The following is a 15,186-nucleotide window of genomic DNA, read 5'->3' as shown; positions in this document are numbered from 1 at the left end:
GTATTAACAACAATACTTTTAATATTATGTAGTATATTGATAATAGTAGATGGAAATAAAGCAAAAGTATTATTAGAACTACAAACAAAAGAAGATGAAAAAGAAATAAAAAAGATAGTAAATTTAGAATCTAATAATAATATATTATCAATACCTAAAATATCATTAGAAAAACCAGTTTATAACACAGAATATTCAAAATCACAAAATATAATAGATAACAATAATCTAGTATCATTATATGAATATTCAGAAAAAGGTTATACAATATATGGTCATTATACAGATACATATAACTTGGTTTTTAATAGAATACCTGAACTAGTAAAATCAGATAGCTTATATTTGAAAATTAATAATAAACAAATAGCATTTGAAGTATTAGAAACAGGAATAATTGAAAGAAATAAAAGCCTTTCATTAGAAAAAAGAAATACTATAACAATAATAACCTGTACAAAAAATTATGATAAAGAATTATATTACTATGTACAAGGAGTTTTAAAGGAGAAATAAAGATGAAATTTACAAGAGTTATAACATATGGTACATACGACTTGTTACATTGGGGTCATATACGTCTATTAAAACGTGCAAAGGAAGAAGGAGACTACTTAATAGTTGCATTATCAACAGATGAGTTCAATGAAAAAAAAGGTAAGAAAGCTTATCACTCATATGAAGAAAGAAAAATGATGTTAGACTCAATTAGATATGTAGATTTAGTTATCCCAGAAGAAAATTGGGATCAAAAGAGTAGTGACGTTGTTAAATACGAAGCAGATAAGTTTGTAATAGGTGATGACTGGAAAGGTGAATTTGACTTCTTAAAAGATTATACTGAAGTTATCTATTTACCAAGAACAGAAGGAATATCTACTACAAAGATTAAAAGAGATTTAGAAAAAAGTTTAAAAAAATAGCTAAACTAGCACTTAATTGAGTGCTTTTTTTGTATATATAGTAATATAAAACGTATTATGACAACTGTGAAAGTTAAAATTTAGTTAAAATTGAAGTTACACAAAAAAGTTCATATGTCAACAAATAATAAACATATAAAAAAATATATAAGAAAAGGCTTACATATTGAGTATAAAAGTACTTTTGAACCGCTTTAAAATACATAAACATTCAATTATTCATTGTTAAGATTATTAAAATGTTTAAAATCGAAGTTACAATGTTAATTCAAACGTTGTTAGAATAAAATGGTTGTGCTATAATAACAGTAGAAATGAAGTTATCACATGCACAGTAGGATTAATTCTAGTATTTGTAAGTAATAGTATGATTTATAATAATGGCTGGGAAGAACCGTTTCTAAATAAACGAAAGGAACTGAAATTTATGAACGGGAAAGTTTTATGGTTTAACGCTACTAAAGGTTACGGATTCATTGAAGCTGAAAATGGACAAAAAGTATTTGCTCACTTCAGCCAAATCAAAGAAGACGGATACAAAACTTTAGAAGAAAACGAAGACGTAACATTTGAAATTGTTGAAACTGACAAAGGTTTACAAGCAAATGATATCAGAAAAAAATAGGCTACGCCTATTTTTTTTGTTTTAAAATTCACAATGATTTTTAAGAAAGTTTTACGTAAAGTAAAAAGTATCAACAAAAGTTATAGTTGTGTCACAAAAGGTATAAATATTCGCTAATCAATAATAAAAATGTTTAATAATAGTATAAATGTATTATATTTGTCAATCGTTATTTACATATAGGCAAATTTGATAACACACTATGATTGCACTTATAGGTGTTGACAAATACAAAAACGAAAATAACTCAATAATTGTATTGATTTTTAGGTGGTTAGTAGTATAATAACAATAAATATCATAGAGATAATTGTGTTCAAAAAGGATGTTTATATGTTAACAAAAATACTAAAATCAAACAAAACAAAAGACTTAAAAGAAATAGTAGAAAATGATGGAGTCATTGCATTTCCAACCGAGACAGTATTTGGAATTGGAATTAGAAGCGACTCTTTTTTAGCGTATAACAAATTATTTGACGCTAAAAAACGTCCTCAAAGTAAACAGTTAACTCTCATGTTACATAATGTAAATGATATTAAAAAGTATGCACAAATCAATGAAACTGCAGCAAAGGTAATTGAAAAATTTATGCCAGGGCCAATTACAATAGTTTTACCTAAATTAGCAAATGTTAATTTAGTTGGTTTAGATGAGACTGTGGGAATTAGGGTACCTGATGATGATGAGATTAGAACGATGTTAGAAAATATACAAATACCAATGTATGTTACAAGTGCTAATATTTCAGGCCAACCTGCTTTAGAGGATTTTGATGAAGTGTATAAACAATTCAATGGGCACATTGAAGCTATCGTAAAAGGTGACTCAGGTCATCAAATGCCAAGTACAGTAGTTAATGTAAGCGATCAAGGATTTGTAATTCTTAGAGAAGGTACAATAACACTAAATGATTTAAAGGGAGTGAGTGATTAGTTATGAAAAAATTAGTTATAGGTAGCGATCATGGAGGTTTTGAATACAAAGAAGTATTGAAGCAATACCTTTTAGAACATGGTTATGAAGTTATGGATGTTGGCACACATACCAGTGAAAGTGTAGACTATCCAGATATTGCAAAGGCAGCTGCAGATGTAGTATTACTTGAGGGTATCCCAGGTATCTTAATTTGCGGTACAGGTATTGGAATTAGTATTGCGGCTAATAAAGTAAAAGGAATTAGAGCTGCATTATGTCATGATACATTTAGTGCAAAAATGTCAAGAAGACATAACAATGCTAATATGATAGCATTTGGGCAACGTGTAATTGGGCAAGGTTTAATGATTGAAATCATCAATGCTTGGTTAAACGAAACATTTGAAGGCGATCGTCATGAAAGACGCGTTAATAAAATGATGAATTTGGAGGAAAAATAATATGAAAAAATACAAAGTTCTTGATCATCCACTTATAAAGCATAAGTTGACAATCATGCGTAAAAAAGATACATCTACAAAAGATTTTAGACAAAATCTAGATGAGATTGCAGGATTAATGGCTTATGAGATTACAAGAGATGTTAAAACAAAAGAAATTGAAATAGATACACCTATAGTTTCAACAACAGGTGTTACATTAGCAGAAGATATAATATTAGTGCCAATTTTAAGAGCAGGTTTAGGAATGGTTGATGGAATTAGAAGTTTAGTTCCAACTGCTAAAATAGGTCATGTAGGAGTATATCGTGATGAAGAAACATTTGAAGCTGTAGAATACTTTAAAAAATTACCAGTTGGTATAGAAGATGCATATGTAATGGTTTTAGATCCAATGCTAGCAACAGGTGTTAGTGCTACATCAGTCTTAGATATAATTAAAGCAGCAGGTGCTAAAAAAATTAAACTAGTTTGTTTAGTTGGTGTTATGGAAGGTATTAATGCAGTTCATGAAAAACACCCAGATGTAGAAATAGTCTTAGCTTCATTAGATGAAAAATTAAATGAAAATAATTATATAATTCCTGGTCTAGGTGATGCAGGGGATCGTTTGTTTGGAACGAAGTAATAAAGGTAATCACAACTCACAAACTAACCGTCAAATTGTTTCAACTTTAAGTTCACTAGGTGGATATATGGCTGCTTCTGTTTTGATTGGGATGTATTTAGATGACAAATTTTTTAACAATAATGGAATAGCTGTAATAGTAACAGTCTTATTAGGAATATTGTTTGTAATTTTAGGTTTAATTAGGTTGGTGGTGATTAGTCGTGATAATTAAAGAATTTAGAAAAATTGGTTTAATAATCGCATTGTTATTCATAGTTGGAATAATGATTGCTACAAAAAAATATGAATATGCAATTTGTTATATTCTAGGGGTTTTAGTAAGCAATATTAATTTAACATTAAATGATAAGTTTTTTGATATTAGTGGAAGCAAATCAGGGATAACTAGAAATCTGAGTAATTACCTGTTAAGAATAGTGTTATATGCATTTGTAATGATTCTTTCAATTAAATGGATGAATGTTGAAGGATTAATATGCACTTTCTTAGGTTGTATGAATATCAGAATAGCGATATTAATATATGGAATTAAAGGAGGTATAAAGGATGAATATAGTAAATAGCTTCTTAGAACTACAGTCTCAACAAACAATTACCTATATTGGAGTAGTAATATTCTTATGTATAGTGTTTGTAATTGCTGGAAACTACATTAATAAACAAGATCCATTCAAAAAAAATGGCAAGTTTATGACAATCATAGAAATATATTATGATATGATGAGTGGTTTAGTTGATCAAATGTTCAAAGGACGCGCAGGTATACTTAAACCTTATTGTACAATGCTAATATTATTGTTGTTAACATGTAACTGGCTACCATTATTGTTACCATTAGATGCACCGACAACAGACTATAATATACCACTTGCATTAGTGCTAATAACGTTTGCATTTAAATACGTTTATGAGTTTAAGTTTAATGGAGCAAAAAGCATGGTTAAAGGTTACTTTGAACCAGTACCTGTTATGCTACCTCTAAACTTAATGGACATAGTTGCCAAACCATTAAGTATGTCAATGCGTATTTTTGGTAACTTATTATCGGGAACATTAATTATGATGGTGTTTATGACCGCAACAGCGTGGTTACAAAATCAAATATTTGTATTTGGACCACTTGATGCCGATGGATTACCGTTGTTGAATATAATAGGTGGTGTAGTTTCTCCACCATTACATTTCTATTTTGATGTATTTGCCGGAGCAATTCAAGCATTTGTATTTACATTGCTAACACTTGTATTTACTAGCTTAGAATTAGATTTTGATGCAATGAATCAAAAGAGTGGGGGTAAATAAATATGGACATAAATAACGGATTAATCGCAATAGGTGCAGGACTAGCTGTACTTACAGGTTGTGGAACTGGAGCAGGACAAGGGGTATCAGCATCAGGAGCTGCACAAGCAGTAGGACGTAACCCAGAAGCAGAAGGAAAAATAAGAACAATGATGATCATTGGTCAAGCAGTAGCTGAATCATCAGCACTTTATGGACTATTGATTGCATTAATTCTAATCTTTACAAAAATGTCTTAATGAAAGGATAAAAATACTATGGATATAAATAATGGATTAATCGCAATAGGTGCAGGACTAGCTGTACTTACAGGTTGTGGAACTGGAGCAGGACAAGGGGTATCAGCATCAGGAGCTGCACAAGCAGTAGGACGTAACCCAGAAGCAGAAGGAAAAATAAGAACAATGATGATCATTGGTCAAGCAGTAGCTGAATCATCAGCACTTTATGGACTATTGATTGCATTAATTTTAATCTTTACAAAAATGTCTTAATGAAAGGATAAAAATACTATGGATATAAATAATGGATTAATCGCAATAGGTGCAGGACTAGCTGTACTTACAGGTTGTGGAACTGGAGCAGGACAAGGGGTATCAGCATCAGGAGCTGCACAAGCAGTAGGACGTAACCCAGAAGCAGAAGGAAAAATAAGAACAATGATGATCATTGGTCAAGCAGTAGCTGAATCATCAGCACTTTATGGACTATTGATTGCATTAATTTTAATCTTTACAAAAATGTCTTAATGAAAGGATAAAAATACTATGGATATAAATAATGGATTAATCGCAATAGGTGCAGGACTAGCTGTACTTACAGGTTGTGGAACTGGAGCAGGACAAGGGGTATCAGCATCAGGAGCTGCACAAGCAGTAGGACGTAACCCAGAAGCAGAAGGAAAAATAAGAACAATGATGATCATTGGTCAAGCAGTAGCTGAATCATCAGCACTTTATGGACTATTGATTGCATTAATTCTAATCTTTACAAAAATGTCTTAATGAAAGGAGAAAAATAATATGAGTAATGTAGAAATAAATTTGTTTCCTACACTTGCAAAATTAATAACTGTTTGGATAGGTACAGGAATATTATTCTTCTTCTTCAAGAAATTCTTTTGGAATTCACTTATGGACTTCTTACAAAGAAGAGAAGAGTATATTTTGAATCAAGTTGAATCAGCATCAACTTCAAACAAAAAAGCAGTAGAGTTTGAACAACAAGCAAACGAAGCACTTAAACAAGCTCGCATTGATTCAAAATCAATTTTAGATAAATCTAAAGATGAAGCGATAAAAATTAAAGAAGATATACTTAATAAGGCACAAAATGAAGCAACAGATAAAATGGAAAAAGCACGTATTGAAATAGAAAGAGAAAAAGCTTCAGCACAAAAAGAAGTAGAAGGTCAAGTTGTTGATATAGCAATGGATGTTGCACGTAAAATTGTTAAAGGAAATATTGATGAACAAAAATCTGAAAATATTGTTCAAGACTTCATTAAGGAGTTAAACGAATAATGGAAGCAGTTAGTGTAGCTTACGCAAATGCAATGTTTGATTTAGCGCTAGAAGACAATAAACAAGATATAGTTTTAGAACAAATGTCTAGCATTAATGAAATCATTTCTTCAAATAAAGATTTAGTTAAAATACTAGAAAGTAAAAATTTATCTAAGATAAACAAAAAAGAAATGATAGAAAATATTTTTTCAAATATCTTAGACAAAGATGTACTAAACTTTTTAAAGTTACTAGTTGATAAATCAAGAGTAAGATACATTGTTGATATTACAAAAGCATATAAAAATGCTTACCTTAAACACTATAAAATACATGAAGCAATAATTTACTCAACTAAAGAGTTAAATCAAACTCAATTAGAAGAAATAAAAGATGCCTTAGAAAATAAATATAATCAAAAATATGTTGCTATTAATAGAATCGACGAAACACTACTTGCTGGAATAAAAGTAGTAATAAATGATTTAGTAATAGATGGAAGTATCGCAAATAAATTAGATCGTATGAAAACAACGATCTTAAAAAAATAATAGATAAGAAGGTGATTGTGTGAGTTCAATTAGACCAGAAGAAATTAGTCAAATAATTAAAGAACAAATTAAACGATATGACGATAAAATCGAAACGTCTGAAGTTGGTACAGTTATCACAGTTGGTGATGGTATCTCTTTAGTATATGGTTTAGATAATGCAATGTCAGGAGAATTACTACAGTTTGGTGATGTTTATGGAATGGCACTAAACTTAGAAGAAGAACATGTCGGAGCCGTATTAATGGGTGATGATACAAATATCAAAGAAGGTGACACTGTAAAAAGAACAGGTCATGTTATCGAAGTTCCAGTTGGTGATGGAATGTTAGGTAGAGTTGTAAATGCTCTAGGACAAGCAATTGATGGTTTAGGTGAAATAGCATCAACAAAAACAAGACCGATTGAAAGAGTTGCACCTGGAGTAATGACTAGACAAAGTGTTGATAAACCATTACAAACAGGAATAAAAGCAATAGATTCTATGATTCCAATTGGAAGAGGGCAACGTGAGCTTATCATTGGTGACCGTCAAACTGGTAAAACAGCAATCGCTTTAGATACAATCTTAAACCAAAAAGGTTTAGGTGTTAAATGTATCTATGTTGCTATAGGACAAAAAAATTCAACAGTTGCACAAATTGCAGAAGTTTTAAGACAAAATGGTGCAATGGAATATACAACAGTAGTATCAGCAACTGCATCAGAAATGGCACCACTTCAATATATTGCACCATATTCAGGAGTAACAATTGGAGAAGAGTGGATGGAAAATGGTGATGATGTGTTAATCGTCTTCGATGATTTAAGCAAGCATGCTGTAGCATACCGTACATTATCATTATTATTACGTAGACCACCAGGTCGTGAAGCATATCCAGGAGATGTATTCTATCTTCATTCACGTTTACTAGAACGTGCTGCATGTTTAAATGCAAATTATGGAGGAGGATCAATTACAGCTCTTCCAATTATCGAAACACTTGCAGGGGATATTTCAGCATATATCCCAACAAATGTAATATCAATTACAGATGGACAAATTTTCTTACAGACAGATTTATTTAATCAAGGTCAAAGACCAGCTGTAGATTCAGGACTATCTGTATCAAGAGTAGGATCATCTGCACAAATAAAAGCAATGAAACAAGTATCAGGTTCACTTAAACTAGAACTAGCACAATATCAAGAACTAGAAGCATTTTCTCAATTTGGAAGTGACTTAGATGATAGCACTAAAAAAATTCTTGATCATGGTGCAAGAGTTTTAGAAGTTTTAAAACAAAATCAATATTCACCAATGGCAGTATATGATCAAGTTGTAGTGTTATTTGCACTTAAAAACCATTACTTTGATGGAGTACCAGTACAAGAAGTAAAACGTTTTGAAGCCGAATTACTAGCAACAATTAAGTCTGAATATAGTTTACTAATGAGTCAATTAGAAGATAAAAAGGAAATTACATCTGGAATCGAAAGTGAGTTAAAAGCAGCACTAGATGTATGCAAAACAAACTTTATGAAAAGTGTAGAAGTTGAGAAGGCAGAATAATGGCTAACCTACAAAACACTAAACGTCGAATTAAATCAGTAGATTCGACTAAAAAAATCACTAAAGCTATGGAGCTTGTAGCGAGTGCTAAACTTAGAAAAGCAAAAAAAGAATACACTCAAAGTGAAAGTGTTAGAAAATTTGTAACTGACAATATGTCAGCAGTGATATATGAAGTTGCAAAGCAAAATGGAAAAAAAGAATACATCGAATCAAAAAATGATAAAACACTTTATGTAGTTATTGGTGGTAATATGGGACTTACAGGTGGATACAATATAAATGTATCAAAAGAAGCCTTCCTAGATTCTAAACCAGGAGATGCATTTCTGTGTTATGGTCGTAAACCAGTGTCATATTTAAAAAGTAAAGATGCACAAATCATTTATCTAGAAGATGTATTAAGAGAAATGTTACATAATGATAAAGAAGTTTTTGTTGTTGATGAAATACATAAATTCTCAGAAGTTTATGTACTTACTAAACCAATTTTACATTTGTTCAATACAGGACAATATGGAAAAGTTAAACTAGTATACACAAAATTTGTAAACTCAGTAACATTTTCACCAAAAGTTACTCAACTAATTCCAGTAGAAAACACTTTTACAGAATTACTAGCACCATTTGATGTTTTAGGTGATTCAGATAATTTAATTGATGACTTATTAAAAGATTACTTAGCAACAAATACATATACAGCAATTCTTGAAGGTAAAGCATGTGAATATGCTTCATCAAGATTAGCAATGGAAACTGCAACAGATAATGCAGAAGAACTTAAAGAACAATTACAATTAGAATACAATAGAGTTCGTCAAGCCAACATTACACAAGAATTAACAGAAATAGTTGGTGGAGCAAACGCAATATAGGAAGGAGTATTTATTAATGCAAGAAAATATTGGAAAAATTACGCAAATAACTGGACCAGTTTTAGATGTTAGATTCAGTGAAGCAACTCTTCCTAAGATCAACAACGCGTTAGTTGTTAAAGCTAATGGAAATGAAGTTGTAATAGAAGTAGCACAACAAATCGGAGATGATATTGTTAGATGTATTTCTATGGATGCAACTGAAGGATTAGTTAGAGGTATGGATGTACTAGATACACAAGCAGCAATTAGTGTACCTGTAGGAGACAAAACATTAGGTAGAATGTTTAACGTACTTGGAAAAGCAATTGATGAAAAACCAGAAGTTACAGAAACAAAGAAAATGCCAATACATAGAGAAGCACCAAGCTATGATGAGCAACAAACAAGAGCAGAAATGTTTGAAACAGGAATAAAAGTAGTAGATTTAATTTGCCCTTATTCAAAAGGTGGTAAAACTGGACTATTTGGTGGAGCAGGAGTAGGTAAAACAGTACTTATTCAAGAATTAATAAATAACATTGCCTCAGAACACGGTGGAATTTCAGTATTTGCTGGAGTTGGAGAACGTACAAGAGAAGGAAATGACCTTTATTATGAAATGAAAGAATCAGGAGTACTTTCTAAAACAGCACTAGTATTTGGACAAATGAATGAACCACCTGGTGCAAGAATGAGGGTAGCACTTACAGGATTAACTATGGCAGAATACTTCCGTGATCAAGAAGGACAAGATGTATTACTATTTATAGATAATATTTTCAGATTTACACAAGCAGGTTCAGAAGTTTCTGCCCTACTTGGACGTATGCCATCAGCAGTTGGATACCAACCAACACTTGCAACAGAAATGGGACAACTACAAGAAAGAATTACATCAACTAAAAAAGGATCAATTACATCAATTCAAGCAGTATATGTTCCAGCTGATGATTTAACTGACCCAGCACCAGCAACAACATTTGCTCACCTAGATGCATCAACAGCACTAGATAGAAGTATTGCTGCACTTGGAATTTATCCAGCAGTAGATCCACTTGAATCTAATTCAAGAATACTAGATCCAAAAATTGTTGGAGATGAACATTACAATACAGCACGTGGTGTACAAGAAATTCTACAAAGATTTAAAGAATTACAAGATATTATTGCAATTCTAGGTATGGATGAACTTAGTGAAGAAGATAAACTTATTGTAGCAAGAGCTAGAAAAGTTAGAAACTTCCTATCTCAACCATTCCATGTTGCAGAACAATTTTCTGGATATAAAGGACAATATGTACCAATTGAAAAAACAATTCAAGGGTTTAAGCAAATACTTGAAGGAGCACATGATGACCTTCCAGAACAAGCATTCCTATACTGTGGAGCAATTGAAGATGCAGTAGCTAAAGCAGAAGCAATGAAAAGCGAATAGGAGTTGATATAATGTTTACATTAGTAATCTCTGAAGCTGAAAGAAAACAATTTGAAGGTAGAGCTAAAATAGTAAATGTACCAACATCAAATGGTATGGTAGGAATATTAACAAACCATGCACCAATGGTAGATAAGATTAATGATGGTATATTAACTTATGAAGATGAAAATGGAGAAAGATTTGAAATGACAGTAAGTAGTGGATACTTATTTGTATGGAATAATTTAGTAACTATTTTTGTAAACTCAGCCGAAAATATTTCAGATATTGATTTAGAAAGAGTATTAGCAGAAATAGAAGCAAGTAAAAAAACAATAGAAACAGCAAGCACTAGTTTTGAAATAAAACAAGCTGAAGTAAAATTAGGAAAAAATCTAAATAGAAAAAATGCTTACGAACAATTTAGAAATTAAAAAAAATAAAATGTTGATAGTACTTATCAGCATTTTTTTGGCTCTTTGTCAAATAGGGTGGAATTTTACAATTTGATATATGAGTTAGTACAGGATATAACAGAAATGTTGTATCCTTTTTTTTATGCTTTTTCTATACAATTAATAATTCTTGTATCATTATTCTAGTTTTTAATCTTTCAAATCTTCTAAACCCGCAAGATATTGTTTTTAACTTCTTGAATTTAGATATTGTACCTTCTATTATTCCATTATTATACTCAACATCGAAACTATCTTTAATATATTCAAAATACTTAATAAAGGTAGATATACAAGTTTTAATTTTATCTGAAGCTAATTTATTAGGCTGATCAATTGTTTTCTTAAACATTTCCATATTATTGTATTTTAAAGAAAATAGTAAATCTTGATATATTTCATAATTATTTTTAAAGTCCTCATTATTTTCGATTAAATAATTTAGAATTGCTTTATTGTTTGTGAACTTATAATTAAAGGTTGCATGCTTAAACATCACTTCTGAAAGATTCTCTTTTAACTGTAATATAGGTTTCCAAAAATTTTTGAACTTATTTCTGTTTTTTTCATCTGCATTCATAATTGCAACTCTAGTTTTATTAAAGGCTCTAGTTAAATTCTGATAAATATGAAATCTATCTAATATTATTTTAGCATTAGTAAAGACATTTTTAATGATTTCAATATAAGGTGTATACATATCAATTACAATATATTCAACATTATCAATAGCTTCTTTTGTATAGTAGCTAAAATAGTTCTCTAAGTAAGCTTTTTGTCTGTTTTCTACGATATCTAGTAGCTTTCTTTTTTCACCATCCATAATAACAAAGGACATATTGCCATCAGCATCTTTAGTAGATTTAAACTCATCAAAATGAAGTACTTTTGGTAAATAGGATTTAATAGTAGTAGATTTAGCAGCCTCTGCATAAGTATCTAATACTCTAAAAACAGAATGTGTAGATACATTATGATCTTTAGCAATATAAGTACAAGTAAGCATATCAGTTAATTTAAGAGCAATAAGATATTTAACTTTATTAGAAATAAAACATCCAGGATTAGTTAGGGTATTAGCAGGAATAAAAGTTTTATTACATTCCATACATTTATAACGAGTTTTAGTAAGTTTTAAATAAGCATCAAAACCAGAAACCATAGGTAATTTAATAAGAGATACTTTTTTATTATGTACATAAAATTTATTATGAACTTTATTACATTTAGGGCAAACATTATCATTAAAAAATAGAATTCCATAAAATACTTTAGAAATATTATCTTTAATTTTTTCATCTTGAAATTTATATATATTAATATTGGAATCATTAATTCCAATAATTTCTTTTAATTCTTTATTGTTTTTATTAATTATGTTATTATTAATCATGACATTTATCTCCTTAATTTATTTTAGTCGCTTAAATTATAACAAAGATAAATGTCTTTTTCTTTATATTAACAATTTAAGGGTGGATAACATTTCAAGTAATACTTGAATTTGTTATTCCACCCTATAAATTATAGAACCATTTTTTTTTGCTTAAAAATTATAGAAACTTAACTAATAAGTAAAATAAGCTAATATTTACATAACATATACTTATTCAATTGAAAAAAAATTTACATTGTTCTATAATATACTTAAGGTGGTGGTACTATGAAAAATAGTGTTGAAAACAACGAACAAATTATTAAGAAAGTTGTAAAAGAAGTGATTTGCAGTGATTGTAATGTAGAATTCCGTTTAATGGGCGGAATGTCTAATTATACTTATGTAATTACAATTGATAATAAAAAATATACATTCAGAGTTCCAGGTAAAGGAGCAGAACATTTTACCGATAGAGAAAAGGAATTTGAAATTATAGGAGAAATAAAACCTTATGATTTCCAACCTGCACCAATTTATTTTGATGTAGAAACTGGTTATAAAATTGCTCCATTTGTCGAAGGAGAACCAGTAAGTGAACTAAGTAATAAACCAACAGAAGCTGTTGCACAGTTACTTAAGAAACTACACTCAATTCCAAAGTTCAAATATGACTATAATCCATTAGAAAGATTAGAAAAATATGAAAGTATTACTGAAACAAAAGATCCAGTGTACTTAGCATTGAAAGACAAATGGTTAGACATCTATGAAATAGTACTAAAGGATGCACCATTAGTAGCAGCTCATGGTGATTCACAAACAAGTAACTTTGTAGTAGGTAACGATAGATTATATTTACTAGATTGGGAGTTTGCAGGAAATAATGATCCAATATATGACATTGCATGTTATGGTAACGCTAATTTTGATCATGCAAAAGATTTAATGGAAGTATACTTTGAAAACCCAGGTAGAGAAGAATACCAAAGACTATATGCATGGAGAATGTTTCAATGCTTGCAATGGCATAATGTTGCAAAATATAAACATCAAATAGGACTATCAGAAGAATTAGCAGTAGACTTTAGCTTTTTTGCAAGTGCCTATCTAGATAAAGCAAAAGGATTTTTCCAAGATTATTTAGATTTAGTTGAGGCAAAATAATATGAATAAAAGAGTAAAACAAATATCTAGAGTAGTTCTACTTACATTCATGGCATTTATGGTATTAAATATAAGTAGCGATTTATTTTCAACCGTTCAATTAAAACATGCTTTAAGTAAAGCAAATACAGAAAATGAGCAATTAAAAACAGAGACTGATACATTAAACAATGAAGTAACTAAATTAAAAGATGATGAATATATACAATCTTATGTAAGTGGAACAATGTTCTCAACTGAAAAAGGAACAACAGTATATATTTTACCTGATGATGAAAGTGAGAGTGCACCAGAGTAAGTCTGGTGCATTATTATCTATAATGAAAAAAATAATAATAGCCCTAAGTGGCGGAATAGATTCAATGGTACTACTAGATATAATGTATAAAAAAGACTTTGAAATAGTCGCAGCTCATGTTAATTATCAAAAAAGAATAGATTCATATATCGATTTAGAAGTAATTAAAGAATACATAAAAAATAAAAATATTATATTAGAAACAAAAACAGTAAAAAAAGAAGAATATACACATGAAAATTTCCAGGCTCAAGCAAGAGATATAAGATATGATTTCTTTATGGAAGTAGCAAAAAAGTATGATACTAATATACTATATGTTGCTCATCATAAAGATGATTACTTAGAAACCTACTTATTCCAAAAAAATCGTGGTGGAATTTATAGTTATTATGGAATAGCATCAATAACTCAGCATAAAAGCTTACTAGTAATTAGACCGTTGCTAGATTGGTATAAAAGCGATATTAATAATTATAGTAAAATAAATAATGTACCTTTTCACCAAGATTCATCTAACTTGACACTAGACTATACAAGAAATGTTAATAGACATGAATTAAGTAAACTTACAGTAGCAGAAAAAAATATAATTCATCAAGAAGTACTAGAAAAGAATGAGAGATTATTTAAAGAAATAAGATTTTTACAAAAAAATAATAAACCATTTTATAAAGTCTCAGAATTTAAAAAATGGAACCAAAATATTAAACGACGTTGGTTATATTCAATTATGAAAAATTACAGTGTAACAACCAAAAATTTAGATGAAATAATACGTCAAATAGAGACTGCATCAGCATTACAAAAAACCTTTTTAGACACAACTGTAATTGTTAGTTATGGTATTATTTATACGTTGTATCCAAATGTGAAAAAATATAAATTTGAAGTAACAAATGATACAGATTACATAAAGATTAAACAATATTTCAAGGATAATTTTAACTTTAATCTTAAACAAATCACAACTGATTATCCATACATAATCAGAGCTATAACAGACAAAGAATTGTCTAATATGGGGAAAAATACGAAGAAACATTTACAAAAAATCAAAAAAAGAAAAATTGCAAAATTTCTTCAAGACAGTCTACCAGTAGTTGTAAAAAATGATACTGTAATAGATTGGGCTTTTAATTACTAGCG

Annotated in this window: 23 protein-coding genes; 22 read left to right on the top strand and 1 reads right to left on the bottom strand. The window is 29.7% G+C overall.

Annotation, left to right across the window (positions count from 1 at the left end):
- The first annotated feature begins 36 nt into the window (after window positions 1-36).
- From ACD762_RS09010 to atpC, 19 genes are all read left to right on the top strand, one after another.
- Window positions 37-516: a sortase gene (locus ACD762_RS09010; protein ID WP_423363672.1), complete on the top strand. Its 480-nt coding sequence runs from the start codon at window positions 37-39 to the stop codon at window positions 514-516.
- A 2-nt stretch (window positions 517-518) separates the two neighbouring features.
- Window positions 519-923, top strand: a complete 405-nt coding sequence (gene tagD, locus ACD762_RS09005; RefSeq protein WP_423363671.1) for a glycerol-3-phosphate cytidylyltransferase — start codon at window positions 519-521, stop codon at window positions 921-923.
- Window positions 924-1,350: 427 nt separating this feature from the next.
- Entirely contained in the window at window positions 1,351-1,548 is a 198-nt protein-coding gene (locus ACD762_RS09000) for a cold-shock protein (protein WP_423363670.1), read from the top strand.
- A 333-nt stretch (window positions 1,549-1,881) separates the two neighbouring features.
- On the top strand, window positions 1,882-2,484 hold the full coding sequence (locus tag ACD762_RS08995) for an L-threonylcarbamoyladenylate synthase (protein ID WP_423363669.1): 603 nt from the start codon (window positions 1,882-1,884) through the stop codon (window positions 2,482-2,484).
- A 2-nt stretch (window positions 2,485-2,486) separates the two neighbouring features.
- Window positions 2,487-2,927, top strand: a complete 441-nt coding sequence (rpiB, locus tag ACD762_RS08990) for a ribose 5-phosphate isomerase B (RefSeq protein WP_423363668.1) — start codon at window positions 2,487-2,489, stop codon at window positions 2,925-2,927.
- Window position 2,928: 1 nt separating this feature from the next.
- Entirely contained in the window at window positions 2,929-3,555 is a 627-nt protein-coding gene (gene upp / locus ACD762_RS08985) for a uracil phosphoribosyltransferase (protein WP_423363667.1), read from the top strand.
- Window positions 3,542-3,769 carry a hypothetical protein gene (locus ACD762_RS08980; protein WP_423363666.1) on the top strand — a complete coding sequence of 76 codons (228 nt, stop codon included), beginning with the start codon at window positions 3,542-3,544 and terminating at the stop codon, window positions 3,767-3,769. Before upp ends, ACD762_RS08980 begins: the two co-directional genes overlap by 14 nt.
- On the top strand, window positions 3,759-4,121 hold the full coding sequence (locus ACD762_RS08975) for an ATP synthase subunit I (RefSeq protein ID WP_423363665.1): 363 nt from the start codon (window positions 3,759-3,761) through the stop codon (window positions 4,119-4,121). The genes ACD762_RS08980 and ACD762_RS08975 overlap by 11 nt, the downstream gene beginning before the upstream one ends.
- Window positions 4,105-4,860, top strand: coding sequence for a F0F1 ATP synthase subunit A (locus tag ACD762_RS08970; RefSeq protein ID WP_423363664.1), 756 nt, complete (start codon window positions 4,105-4,107; stop codon window positions 4,858-4,860). Before ACD762_RS08975 ends, ACD762_RS08970 begins: the two co-directional genes overlap by 17 nt.
- A gap of 2 nt (window positions 4,861-4,862) precedes the next feature.
- A complete protein-coding gene (atpE, locus tag ACD762_RS08965; RefSeq protein WP_423363663.1) occupies window positions 4,863-5,099 on the top strand; it encodes an ATP synthase F0 subunit C in 237 nt (78 codons plus the stop codon).
- 18 nt (window positions 5,100-5,117) lie between these two features.
- The gene (gene atpE, locus ACD762_RS08960) at window positions 5,118-5,354 is read left to right on the top strand and encodes an ATP synthase F0 subunit C (RefSeq protein WP_423363663.1); all 237 of its coding nucleotides are present in this window, start codon (window positions 5,118-5,120) and stop codon (window positions 5,352-5,354) included.
- An 18-nt stretch (window positions 5,355-5,372) separates the two neighbouring features.
- Window positions 5,373-5,609 carry an ATP synthase F0 subunit C gene (gene atpE / locus ACD762_RS08955; protein WP_423363663.1) on the top strand — a complete coding sequence of 79 codons (237 nt, stop codon included), beginning with the start codon at window positions 5,373-5,375 and terminating at the stop codon, window positions 5,607-5,609.
- A gap of 18 nt (window positions 5,610-5,627) precedes the next feature.
- Window positions 5,628-5,864 carry an ATP synthase F0 subunit C gene (gene atpE / locus ACD762_RS08950; protein ID WP_423363663.1) on the top strand — a complete coding sequence of 79 codons (237 nt, stop codon included), beginning with the start codon at window positions 5,628-5,630 and terminating at the stop codon, window positions 5,862-5,864.
- Between the two features lie 18 nt (window positions 5,865-5,882).
- Entirely contained in the window at window positions 5,883-6,383 is a 501-nt protein-coding gene (gene atpF, locus ACD762_RS08945; RefSeq protein ID WP_423363662.1) for a F0F1 ATP synthase subunit B, read from the top strand.
- The gene (atpH, locus tag ACD762_RS08940; protein ID WP_423363661.1) at window positions 6,383-6,916 is read left to right on the top strand and encodes an ATP synthase F1 subunit delta; all 534 of its coding nucleotides are present in this window, start codon (window positions 6,383-6,385) and stop codon (window positions 6,914-6,916) included. Before atpF ends, atpH begins: the two co-directional genes overlap by 1 nt.
- Before the next feature lie 19 nt (window positions 6,917-6,935).
- Complete coding sequence (atpA, locus tag ACD762_RS08935; protein WP_423363660.1) at window positions 6,936-8,468, top strand: F0F1 ATP synthase subunit alpha; 1,533 nt, start codon at window positions 6,936-6,938, stop codon at window positions 8,466-8,468.
- A complete protein-coding gene (atpG, locus tag ACD762_RS08930; protein WP_423363659.1) occupies window positions 8,468-9,343 on the top strand; it encodes an ATP synthase F1 subunit gamma in 876 nt (291 codons plus the stop codon). The genes atpA and atpG overlap by 1 nt, the downstream gene beginning before the upstream one ends.
- A 16-nt stretch (window positions 9,344-9,359) precedes the next feature.
- Window positions 9,360-10,760 (top strand): F0F1 ATP synthase subunit beta, encoded by a 1,401-nt coding sequence (gene atpD, locus ACD762_RS08925; RefSeq protein WP_423363658.1) that lies wholly within the window; start codon window positions 9,360-9,362, stop codon window positions 10,758-10,760.
- Window positions 10,761-10,771: 11 nt separating this feature from the next.
- A complete protein-coding gene (gene atpC / locus ACD762_RS08920) occupies window positions 10,772-11,176 on the top strand; it encodes an ATP synthase F1 subunit epsilon (RefSeq protein WP_423363656.1) in 405 nt (134 codons plus the stop codon).
- 133 nt (window positions 11,177-11,309) lie between these two features.
- On the opposite strand, the gene ACD762_RS08915 is transcribed toward atpC, so the two are convergent.
- The gene (locus ACD762_RS08915) at window positions 11,310-12,590 is read right to left on the bottom strand and encodes an ISL3 family transposase (RefSeq protein WP_423363280.1); all 1,281 of its coding nucleotides are present in this window, start codon (window positions 12,588-12,590) and stop codon (window positions 11,310-11,312) included.
- Between the two features lie 270 nt (window positions 12,591-12,860).
- On the opposite strand from ACD762_RS08915, the gene ACD762_RS08910 reads away from it, so the two are divergent.
- The 3 genes from ACD762_RS08910 to tilS are packed head-to-tail and all read left to right on the top strand — an operon-like array spanning window position 12,861 to window position 15,184.
- Window positions 12,861-13,739, top strand: coding sequence for a phosphotransferase (locus ACD762_RS08910; RefSeq protein WP_423363655.1), 879 nt, complete (start codon window positions 12,861-12,863; stop codon window positions 13,737-13,739).
- 1 nt (window position 13,740) lies between these two features.
- On the top strand, window positions 13,741-14,037 hold the full coding sequence (locus ACD762_RS08905; protein ID WP_423363653.1) for an FtsB family cell division protein: 297 nt from the start codon (window positions 13,741-13,743) through the stop codon (window positions 14,035-14,037).
- 22 nt (window positions 14,038-14,059) lie between these two features.
- A complete protein-coding gene (gene tilS, locus ACD762_RS08900; RefSeq protein ID WP_423363651.1) occupies window positions 14,060-15,184 on the top strand; it encodes a tRNA lysidine(34) synthetase TilS in 1,125 nt (374 codons plus the stop codon).
- Window positions 15,185-15,186: the final 2 nt, after the last annotated feature.

The organism is Mycoplasma sp. P36-A1 (genome assembly GCF_049478495.1).
In the GTDB taxonomy this organism is placed as follows: Bacteria; Bacillota_I; Bacilli_A; order JAJDGJ01; family JAJDGJ01; genus P36-A1.
Note: the sequence above shows the minus strand (reverse complement) of the source record. Positions and strands in the feature narration are given on the sequence as shown.